The 10701-nt window shown below is 40.3% G+C and carries 11 protein-coding genes; 3 read left to right on the plus strand and 8 right to left on the minus strand.

Going from position 1 to position 10701, the window contains the following annotated elements:
- Positions 1-61: 61 nt before the first annotated feature.
- Both H6G18_RS23860 and H6G18_RS23865 read right to left on the minus strand, forming a co-directional pair.
- Positions 62-577 (minus strand): hypothetical protein, encoded by a 516-nt coding sequence (locus tag H6G18_RS23860; protein WP_190409570.1) that lies wholly within the window; start codon positions 575-577, stop codon positions 62-64.
- Between the two features lie 392 nt (positions 578-969).
- Complete coding sequence (locus tag H6G18_RS23865; RefSeq protein WP_190409571.1) at positions 970-1500, minus strand: orange carotenoid protein N-terminal domain-containing protein; 531 nt, start codon at positions 1498-1500, stop codon at positions 970-972.
- Between the two features lie 220 nt (positions 1501-1720).
- On the opposite strand from H6G18_RS23865, the gene H6G18_RS23870 reads away from it, so the two are divergent.
- Positions 1721-2095, plus strand: a complete 375-nt coding sequence (locus H6G18_RS23870) for a hypothetical protein (protein ID WP_190409572.1) — start codon at positions 1721-1723, stop codon at positions 2093-2095.
- A 107-nt stretch (positions 2096-2202) separates the two neighbouring features.
- On the opposite strand, the gene H6G18_RS23875 is transcribed toward H6G18_RS23870, so the two are convergent.
- The 4 genes from H6G18_RS23875 to queG form a co-directional block, all read right to left on the minus strand.
- The gene (locus H6G18_RS23875) at positions 2203-3798 is read right to left on the minus strand and encodes an alkaline phosphatase D family protein (protein ID WP_190409573.1); all 1596 of its coding nucleotides are present in this window, start codon (positions 3796-3798) and stop codon (positions 2203-2205) included.
- A gap of 112 nt (positions 3799-3910) precedes the next feature.
- Complete coding sequence (locus H6G18_RS23880) at positions 3911-4456, minus strand: PEP-CTERM sorting domain-containing protein (protein ID WP_190409574.1); 546 nt, start codon at positions 4454-4456, stop codon at positions 3911-3913.
- A 216-nt stretch (positions 4457-4672) separates the two neighbouring features.
- A complete protein-coding gene (locus H6G18_RS23885; protein ID WP_190409575.1) occupies positions 4673-5308 on the minus strand; it encodes an HAD-IA family hydrolase in 636 nt (211 codons plus the stop codon).
- Entirely contained in the window at positions 5283-6257 is a 975-nt protein-coding gene (gene queG / locus H6G18_RS23890) for a tRNA epoxyqueuosine(34) reductase QueG (RefSeq protein ID WP_190409576.1), read from the minus strand. The genes H6G18_RS23885 and queG overlap by 26 nt, the downstream gene beginning before the upstream one ends.
- 375 nt (positions 6258-6632) lie before the next feature.
- On the opposite strand from queG, the gene H6G18_RS23895 reads away from it, so the two are divergent.
- Positions 6633-7055 (plus strand): ketosteroid isomerase family protein, encoded by a 423-nt coding sequence (locus tag H6G18_RS23895; RefSeq protein ID WP_190409577.1) that lies wholly within the window; start codon positions 6633-6635, stop codon positions 7053-7055.
- A 45-nt stretch (positions 7056-7100) separates the two neighbouring features.
- Here H6G18_RS23895 and H6G18_RS23900 read toward each other — a convergent pair whose 3' ends face one another.
- Positions 7101-8240, minus strand: coding sequence for an AI-2E family transporter (locus H6G18_RS23900; RefSeq protein WP_190409578.1), 1140 nt, complete (start codon positions 8238-8240; stop codon positions 7101-7103).
- 81 nt (positions 8241-8321) lie between these two features.
- Complete coding sequence (locus H6G18_RS23905) at positions 8322-8513, minus strand: hypothetical protein (RefSeq protein ID WP_190409579.1); 192 nt, start codon at positions 8511-8513, stop codon at positions 8322-8324.
- Positions 8514-8678: 165 nt separating this feature from the next.
- Here H6G18_RS23905 and ftsH point away from each other — a divergent pair, with 165 nt between their 5' ends.
- Positions 8679-10625 carry an ATP-dependent zinc metalloprotease FtsH gene (gene ftsH / locus H6G18_RS23910; protein WP_190409580.1) on the plus strand — a complete coding sequence of 649 codons (1947 nt, stop codon included), beginning with the start codon at positions 8679-8681 and terminating at the stop codon, positions 10623-10625.
- The last annotated feature ends 76 nt before the right edge of the window (positions 10626-10701 follow it).

The following is a 10701-nucleotide window of genomic DNA, read 5'->3' on the forward strand; positions in this document are numbered from 1 at the left end:
ATACAACAACTATTCGAGCAATTAACATTTGAGCAGGTAATGTCTATCTCCTCTTATAACTTTATTTTAGAAGCTCTTTTCTATGCAGCTTCATATTAAATTGGTATAAGCTTTCGATATATTCTTGAACAATAACATCCACCCATTGTCCTTCTATTTTTTGATAGCGATGAGGCTGTTCCTCACTAAGTTTTCCCAGTCTTTTCTCTGTTTTCCACTCTTCAAAACCACAAAAAATCTCTCTCATTACAAAAAAATCGGGATAATGACTGATAGTTGTGGCTTGTTTACCTTGTGGTGAGCATTTAATACTGAATTTAATCGGTTGATCCCAATATTCTAAAACTTGATCGTCATATTCATAAAATTGAGTCATAGCTGGTAATTCAACAGTATGAGACTCAAATTGAATCGTTCTACCCATCTTTGAGCTAGCATAGAAACCATGAACGTTTCTTCCTCCTCCTTTGACTTTACGAGCAGGTGGGGAAGTCCTAATTTGGTTAACCAAATCTCTTTGTTGTTGGGAGAGTCGCAAACTATTACACCATGCTTGAAACTCGACATCGTAGAGCATGGTTATCTCCTCTAAAATTAGTACATTTTTACTTATAAAAACACCATAACAGGTTCAGACTATTTCGGCAATGTCAAACTTTAAAGTTGCTATTTCGGCAAACTCAGGCTTTAAAAACTGGTTATCTTAAGATATTCTTGGAACCAAGTTACTAGGATTTTAGAGAATGTGGTGGCAAAATCAAACTTTAAAGTGCGGCAAAACCAAGCTTAAAATGACATTTGTGTTTGACTTTACCCATAACTTTGCCGCAACGGCAAGCTTATGGGTAAAGTCAAATTCGGCAAGACTATACTGCCTGCTTTGTAGGTTTGTGCGATCGCTACAATTTCTTTAGCTAATAAGTTGTGCTTTTAGGACTCAGTACAATAGCTATATGTTCACTTACTCAATTAAAGACTTGGTGTTTTGCCAGTTTGTGCTTGTGTTTCAATTGGCTGAACGTCGCTGTAGCCCATTTCTCCGGCGATAGTTCGGAATATGGACATTTGTGCTTCAAAATCTAATCCTTCAATTTGTGAAAGTAGATTGTTGATTGCTTCGGTAGGCTTATAAGTATCGGGCATTCCTACCACTGTATCGCCCATAGCTACAGCCCAAACATACCAAACTAATAACTGATTATTTTCTTTTAAAGCTCCATAGGCGCGGGAATATTCTGTATCTTCACAGTTAACAATTTCCCTCATAATTGTTAGTTGTTGCTCATCTGATAATTCAAAAAAATTCCCTAATAAAAGAGGAGCTAATTCTGGTTCAGCTGCTGCGGGTGCTGCTGGAGTGATAGAATCACCCATTTTTTCATAAACATAATAGAACCAAGCTAACTTAGCATCAGTATCTAATTTATTAAAAGCTTCGACTAAATTACGGGTTTCATTACTTAGAGCTTGGGAAATATTCTTTTCGTAACTAGCAGTCATAACTCATATCTCCAAATAAATTTTAAGTTCTTTAAATAATAATTAGCAAAATTTAATCTTTATTATCAACTTTCCAGAGAAATAATTAGATTAATTACATCTAGGTAGTTATATCTATCTTTTAATAGAGGTAATAATCTTTCTAGAGGGAGCTAGAAAGCAGCTAGTTACCTTGTTATTATCGCTACAACAATTGTAAAAATAACTTAAGGTCTTAGCTATGTCTGAAGAAATAAAACCTAATGCTATGAAAGCTCCTACCCATGATGCACAGTTGGCTGCTGAAAATATAGCTAGTGGTGAAGAAAAAGCACCAAAGGTTGACTTTGACGCTGATTATGCAGCAGCACAGCAATTTAGTGTTAGTGAAATTGACCGCACCGATGAGGGTGCTATTGCTGCTGAAGCGGCTACTGCGCCTCAACAGGAAGTTTCTAAACCTGAAGAAACAAGAAGCAAAACTCAATCAACAGGTAATCCGGATGATTATATGGAGTTAGCAAAAGAAGTTGGTGCTTCTAGAGATGAAGCAGTAACTAATGTCAGCGATGATTTAGTCAAACAAGCTATAAACAAAGGTCAAGCGAAAAAATAGTTATATAGATGGTATTTAAAGCTTAGGCTTTTTACATGACAAGAAGTGGGTAGTAAAAATCATTACTCCCCACTTCTTACTCATAAGCCTAAGTTACATTTTTGCCTTTAGAGTGGCAATACCCCTGGACGACCATCTTGAACGACAAAAGAAGCACGATTACTAATTGTGCCGTCTAAGGTGGTGACGTTAGACATTACTAAAAAATCTGATTTCCAAGTTGTGGGAGTTACAGAGCAACGAACATATCCTCGTTGATTGTTGTAGAACTTGATGTGGGGGTTATCAGGTAAGTAAGCTAAAACGTTGGGATTAGCGTCGTTACCATTGCCTCCAGAACTGATTGAGGTACAAATAAACTCACTAGCAAGGGTAGCAGATTCTGGGTTGTCGAAGTCTGCTTTTAGATCCATTGCCCAGTTATTATGAAGATCACCGCCTAAAGAAACTACGTTAGATGGCTGACGTTGTTCGATGAAAGATAATAGGCGATCGCGAGAAGCTACATAACCATCCCACTTATCCATGCTATAAGTCCCACCTTCCCCTGGTGTCGTATCTCTCTGAGCAATGGGGACTTGTTGTGCAAGGATATTCCATTTCGCAGCTGATTGATCTAAACCATCATATAGCCACTGTTCTTGTGCTTGGCCAGTAATGGTTGCTTGTGGAGCCAAATTCTCTGGACAACGCGCTCTAGTACCATCACCACAAGGTTGATCTGTGCGATATTGACGGGTATCTAAGACATGGAATGTAGCCAGATTACCAAAGTTTAACCGACGATAAAGCTGCATATCAGGGCCTACTGGTCGGGAGAAGGGGCGTAGAGGCATATGTTCGTAGTAAGCTTGATATGCAACTGCTCGCCGTTCTAGGAAGATGGCTCTATCTTGGTCTGGTTCAGTATCGATTTGGGAAATATCATTGGCATAGTTGTTTTCTACTTCGTGGTCATCCCAAGTGACAATCCAAGGGAAAGCAGCATGAGCAGCTTGGAGATGGACATCAGTTTTATAGAGGGCATGACGATTACGATATTCTTCTAGGGTGATAATTTCTGGACTATTGTGTCGTCTGGGACTATTGACGTTGGTAGTAATACCGCCCTCATAAATATAGTCACCAGCATGGAATACTAAGTCGAGGTCATCCTGAGCCATGTACTTATAAGCTGTGTAGTATCCTTGCTCATAGTGCTGGCAGGATGCTAAAGCAAACTTTAAGTTATTTGAGTAGCTACCTACCGCAGGAAATGTCCGAGTACGACCAATAGGACTAGATTCACTACCAACAAGGAATCGATACCAATACCAAGTATTTGGTGTCAGTCCTTCTACTACAACTCGAACTGAGTGAGCTAGTTCTGGTGTTGCTAGTACAGTTCCTCTGGAGATAATGCGCCTCATATTCGCATCGGTTGCTACTTCCCAGCGAATTGGTACATTTACAGGTGGCATTCCACCACCATCTAGAGGTTCTGGTGCTAGACGAGTCCAGATAACTACGCTGGTGTCGTAGGGATCACCTGATGCCACACCTAATTTAAAAGGATAATCAGAAAATCTGCCTGTGGCGATCGCTCTTTGATGAGGAAATTGATTAGCGATCGCAAAACCAGTAAATGCTCCGGCTCCAATAATTAAATTACGTCTTTTAATGCGAGTTTGGAGTAACTGTCCGAAATTTTGGTTGTTTGCCATACCGTTTTTTGCTCCTAATCAGCAGGTCAGTTTAAATGTTGAATTGGCTGAAATTTCTCTGATTTGTTATGAAGTTGCGTTCAACTATCATTGCTATACTTCAAAACAAAAGTTATGCTTTGAGCTTCTTTATTAACTTTGCTTTTTTGTTAAGCATTAAACCAAGACTAAAAGCTACAAAAGTACTAATGGCAGTGGTGGGTTCAGGCACTTGTGAATAAGTAACTGTGCCAGAGATAATTTCCCCATCTGAAGAGGTTGTCGGGAAAATTGTAAAATCCTCACCAGCAATTTCGTAACTGATAGCAGGATTAGCCTGGTCATTAAACAGATAGTTTAATGCTAAAGATCGCTGTCCTGTTGAGAAGATAGTGGTGTATACAATAGGAAAATCTGGATAGCCAATATCGTCTTTTTCTGTATAAACGTAGGAGTCACCATCAAATTGGAAGAAAAGTGACTCAACTTTTGTCATCGGATTGGCTTGATTGGCAAAATTTGCATTATCAAAACTAAAAGATCCATTACCTCTAGCTGTGGGACTTTCAACGGTGAAAGTATAGTTAATAATTGCCGCAGATGCAGACTGGACATCTACAGTAGCGACACCCAAGGCAAAGCCAGCAGCAACAAGCGCTACTTGTGAAAATAATTTCATCTCAGTTTTCCCCATGATAAATTTTTGCCAGCTATACAACTTGCAAAATATACAAAATTCTTTGCTCCCTTGAATTTTTTTCAAGGTATGATTGCATCACTGTTTCAAATAGTGATGCAATTAGCTCTTGCTTGAGACAATCTTATTTTGGACTCATGAGTTTAAGCTGACTTTAATGATAGGTAAAATAATTTTTTTAGCTTTAATGAACAAGTATTAATTATTTTTAACAATATCTAATAATTCGCTTGGTTGGTGAATTAAAAAATCAGGATTTTGTTTAGCTAATACTTCGGGAGAATTAAAACCCCAAGTTACGGCAATTACTTTAATGTTAGCTTTTTTAGAGGCTTCGATATCTCTGGTTTCATCTCCAACATATATTACTGTCTGAGGTTTGAATTGTTTTTGCCTCAGGACATTATTAATTATGGTTGTTTTACCAAAAATTGTCACACCTGAATAGATAAAATCAAATAGAATATCTAACTCATTGTTTCTGAGGAAAGCCGTGACGTTTTCTCTAGAATTAGATGTAATAATTCCTAGCTTATAATCATTTTGTTGTAGTTCTAATAGTGCTTCTTTAATGCCAGGAATGGGTTTTAATTCATGAATTTTATTTTTTAATTCTGATTTCACCTTTTTAACTAAAAAAGGTATTTTTATTAGAGAAACTCCTGAGTACTTGATAATTTCTCTAGATGAAAAATTCCGGAGAAGAGTTAATTGCTCTGGGGTAATTTGCATATAACCAAAATCTACCGCTAGGCGATTGGCAATACTGACAAGAGCATCTACGGTGTCCGCAATCGTGCCATCAAAATCAAAAATGATTACTTTTTGGGTCATTATTTCGCTTGGATGCGTCTAGATTAGCACGGGCATTCCGTCTTAACATTTCTGGCTTAATTCGCCGTAATGCTGATGCCGGAAATTGTTTATCCCACTCCTCATCTGAGATTTGCGCTAATTCTACCAGCTTAGGCGCAATATTTTCGGGATATGGTTGAAAATCTACCACATCTGTTGTTTGAGCGAAACGCTGATTCCAAGGACAAACATCTTGGCAAATATCACAACCAGCTACCCAGCCTTGCATTTGGGGTGCGATCGCCTCTGGTAATTTTTCTGCCCGATTCTCAATGGTATGATAGGCGATGCACCGATTAGCATCTACTACAAACGGCTGAGTGATCGCACCGGTAGGACACGCATCTAAGCAACGAGTACAGCTACCACAGTGTTCTGTATGGAGGCGATCGCTTTCTAGTTCCAAATTTGTCACTACCTCACCCAAGAATACCCAAGAGCCATACTCTCTGGTGATTACATTACCATTTTTCGCTATCCAACCAATGCCTGCTCGTTGCGCCCATACTTTATCTTGTACTGGGCCTGTATCTGCATAGTAACGAGCTTGAATACCTGCATCTAGCGATTGTAACCAAGTTGTGAGTGCTTTGAGTTTCTTGTGCATCACCTTGTGATAGTCCCTTCCCCAGCCATAGCGGGAAATTTTGGCGTATTCTTCGCCATTAGGACGTTGATGTGGGGTGTAGTAATTTAAAGCCACGCATATAAGCGATCGCGCTTCTGGCATGATCAAGTTAATATCACTGCGCTTCGGGTTATTCATCCACTCCATATCGGCGTGATAACCCGCATTTATCCATGATTGTAGCCTGTCGGCTTCTATATTTTTACTTGCATCTACAGCAGCAATGCCTACTTTATGAAAGCCTATCTCTTTAGCTTTCTCTTTTACCACACTGCTGCTAACTACGGAACAGTAGTTCATTTGTATAACCAAATTTTGCCAAACTGGCAGCCCTTTGATTATACATAAGTTAGTCAAGAATTGGGTTCAATATTTTCTACTCATGCTATTTGTAAATTTTATTTGCAGTTTATAAAGAAATAATGCAATATTGAGTATCTATATCTTTCCAACCTCAATGTCATACCAGTTTTAGTTCCTAGATAAAAATCTGGGAACTAACTCTTACTTAAGTAAGATGGTCTGTTATTGGTAATACAACCCCATAGCAGCTTTTTTTATATGTACTTTTTCATTTAGATTGAGTTTTGTGGTCAGTACTTTAGAGTTGTGAAAAATTAGGACTCTAGTCCTGACTACGAATTTAAAATTTATGCCTTACTTACAGGTCATTTTATGAAAGCTGCTAAATCTTTACCTAATATCCAGACAGATGTAATTGTAGGAATCACAGAGCCTACAATCCTAAAATATTTTGCCACCCTCAACGCTGGAGAATTTACAGCAACAGCCGCTTTGTTTGCTGCTGATGGGGTGATGTATCCGCCCTTTGAATCTGGTATTGTGGGGCCGGATGCGATCGCTGCTTATTTAGAAGAAGAAGCCCAAGGTATTAAAGCTGATCCTCGTGAAGGGCTACTTGAGACTTCAGAAGATGGACAAATCCAAGTACAAGTGTCTGGCAAAGCTCAAACCTCTTGGTGTGGTGTGAATGTTTTATGGCTGTTTACTCTCAATCCAGAAAAACAGATTACCTACACTCAAATAAAACTCTTAGCTTCTCCCCAAGAATTACTAGCTTTGCGTCCTGAGCAGTAGTAGTATGATTCCTTGATGTCCTTATCTATCTGACTACTGCCATAACTAATCTTCTTGAGATACCGTATCATCAGTTGGCTCATGATCTGGTTTATCATCTGCCCAATAATCATCTTCTACTGACGAGTTAGAAACTATAACTAACTCAGCCTCTTTTGAGTGTTCATGTCCCCATTCATCTAAAACATCTTTAATTAATACTTCCTGCACCCAAATTTTGGCGACAACAGTTAGGGGTAATGCCAAGAATAATCCTAAAAAGCCGAAGAAGGTGACAAAGAATAGCTGGGAAATTAGCGTCACGGCTGGAAGTAAGGAAACTTGTTGCGCCATAACTACAGGGGTGATGAAGTTGCTCTCAACCTGTTGGATAATAAAGTAGAGAATCAAGACAAGAACCACTTTCCAAGGACTATCTAAAAGTGCGATCGCCATTGCTGGGACAACGCTCAATGTCGGGCCGAGATTGGGAATCAGGTTCAAAAATCCTGCTAAAACCCCTAAAGCCAGTGCTGCTTTTACACCCAATACGGATAAGCCAACTACACTCATCAGTCCGACTACACCCATCGCAATTACAGCGCCTGTCACCCATCCTTCCAAAGAGACTTCGCACTGATCTAAAATCCCGTCTACCCGTCGGCGATAAAAGGAGGGAAATAACCGGACAAATACTTTGCGGTAGGCTAGGGGTTCTACCAGTAACATCCCTGTTAAAACTAGTACTAAGAGAACTTTGAGAACTACTTCCAATGAGCCAGAAACAATGGCGAAAGAACTTCCCAAAACCCTATTGATCAAGGGCTGTGCTTCTTTGATCAGACCATTAAGATCAGGGATGTACGGAACTAGCTGGGGAGGAATGCGAGTTCTTAGTTCGTCAACCCAACTATTAAAGCGTTCAAAACCTTGGGGAACTCGATAGGTAAGTTCATTAAACTGCTGGGCGAAAGGCGGTACAATCAGCCAGAAAAAACCGATCACACCTGCAAAAAAGATAGCCACTGCCAGCAGAACCGCCAATCCCCGCTTCATGCCAGAACGTTGAAAGCGTTTCGCCAAACGATTTAAGGTAGTGGCTAAAACAACTGCGGCAAACATCAGCAAAAGTACTTCCCGAATTTGCCACAATATATATAAAGAGAGAACTAAGGCGATTAAGCCAATCCATTGACCAAGGTTCACAGGCTGACTCCCAGCTGTTGATGTGATGCAAATTACACGCTACTCCAGGCTGATTTTAGCAACTCTGGCTGAATAATTTAGTTAATTTTGTTTTTGGATTTGAAATCGCCAGAACAAAGCGATCGCCACAATTATAGTCGGAGACAAAACTAAAATCAGGGCGTTAGTTGCTGTCTCTGGAATCGGCCAAATGGGCGCAGCATATTTAATTAATACTGACAGCAAAGCCGACATTATAAGCAATTTAAGAACAAAACTTAGTTGATTTTCCATATAAGTACGGCAATACACATTTTCAGGAGGGTATCCACTAATTTAAGCTGCACGATCAAATTTCTACAATAGACCTAAGAGTACACAAAAATTTACCAAAAAATAAGGAGGAGAAGACACAGGGGGAAAAACTAATGACTAATCACTATTGTTGAGGTTATCAAAATGCCTGTTGAAACTGATAAAAAAAATCAAATAAAACCGCCGAGATTAAGGCAGTTTGGCGGCAGTTTTCTGATTCTGCTGACCTTGTTGTTACTGCTGAATTTTATTGTTCCTAGTTTTTCTGGCCCTCGCTTACCACAAGTTCCTTATAGTGAATTTATCACTCAAGTACAAGCTGGTAAGGTAGATCGGGCAATTGTGGGAGGCGATCGCATTCAATATGCAATCAAGACTCAAACCCCAGATGGTAAAGTAACTGAACAGGTATTTGCTACCACACCAGTAGCGATTGATTTAGACTTACCTAAGATTCTCCGCGATAATAATGTAGAGTTTGCCGCACCACCACCAGACCAAAACGGCTGGATTAGTACTCTCTTAAGTTGGGTTGCGCCTCCATTAATTTTCTTTGGGATTTGGGCTTTTTTAATTAATCGTCAAGGTGCTGGCCCGGCTGCATTAACTGTAGGTAAAAGCAAAGCCCGGATTTATTCAGAAGGTAGCACAGGAGTGAAATTTCTCGATGTGGCTGGGGTAGATGAAGCCAAAGCTGAATTAGAAGAAATCGTTGATTTCCTCAAAAATGCCACTAAATACACTAATTTAGGTGCGAAAATTCCCAAGGGTGTATTGCTAGTGGGGCCTCCAGGAACTGGTAAAACATTGTTAGCGAAGGCGATCGCAGGCGAAGCTGGTGTACCATTCTTTAGTATCTCTGGTTCAGAATTTATCGAGTTGTTCGTGGGTGTAGGTGCGGCGCGTGTGCGTGACTTGTTTGAACAAGCTAAAAAACAAGCCCCCTGTATCGTCTTCATCGATGAGTTAGACGCACTGGGTAAATCGCGCGGTGGTGCTGGTGGTTTTGTTGGTGGTAACGATGAACGCGAACAAACCCTCAACCAGTTACTTACAGAAATGGACGGCTTTGATGCCAACACTGGTGTAATTATCATCGCCGCTACCAACCGACCTGAAGTTCTAGACCCAGCATTGCGTCGTCCTGGTCGCTTTGACCGTCAAGTTGTGGTTGATCGCCCTGATAAAATTGGTAGGGAAGCTATTCTCAAAGTCCACGCCAGAAACGTCAAATTGGCTGATGATGTGGATTTGGGTAATATTGCTATCAAAACTCCTGGTTTCGCCGGTGCAGATTTAGCTAACCTAGTGAATGAAGCTGCACTATTAGCAGCTAGACAAAATCGCCAAGCTGTAGTCATGGCAGACTTTAACGAAGCCATTGAACGGTTAGTGGCTGGGTTAGAAAAACGCTCTCGTGTCTTGAATGAAACCGAGAAAAAGACTGTGGCTTATCACGAAGTTGGTCACGCCATCATCGGTGCATTGATGCCCGGATCTGGTAGAGTTGAGAAAATCTCTGTTGTACCTCGTGGTGTTGGCGCTTTGGGTTATACAATCCAAATGCCGGAAGAAGACCGCTTTTTGATGATTGAAGATGAAATTCGTGGTCGCATTGCAACCTTGTTGGGTGGACGTTCGGCGGAAGAAATCATCTTCGGTAAAGTGTCCACAGGTGCGAGTGATGATATTCAAAAAGCCACAGACTTGGCTGAACGCTATGTCACCTTATATGGTATGAGTGACAAACTAGGGCCAGTAGCGTTTGAGAAGATTCAACAACAGTTCCTCGAAGGTTACAGTAATCCCCGTCGTTCTATTAGTCCGAAAGTGGCTGAGGAAATTGACCGCGAAGTGAAGCAGATTGTGGATAATGCACACCACATTGCTTTAAGTATTCTGCAAAATAACCGTGAGTTGTTGGAAGAAACAGCACAGGAACTTTTGCAAAAAGAAATTCTTGAGGGTTCTGTACTCCGAGAACGTCTGAGCCAAGCTCAATCACCAGAAGAAATGCAAGAATGGTTGCGGACAGGTAAGATATCAGAAGATCAACCTTTAGAGCTGATTCGTAAAGTAAATATTAAATAGACAATCGCCTAACCATGAGACGAAGTAAGGAACCATAAATCATGGCTTCACTTACCTCTGAATACACTTCATAATC

It is taken from the genome of Anabaena subtropica FACHB-260, from assembly GCF_014697105.1.
Taxonomy (GTDB): domain Bacteria; phylum Cyanobacteriota; class Cyanobacteriia; order Cyanobacteriales; family Nostocaceae; genus Trichormus; species Trichormus subtropicus.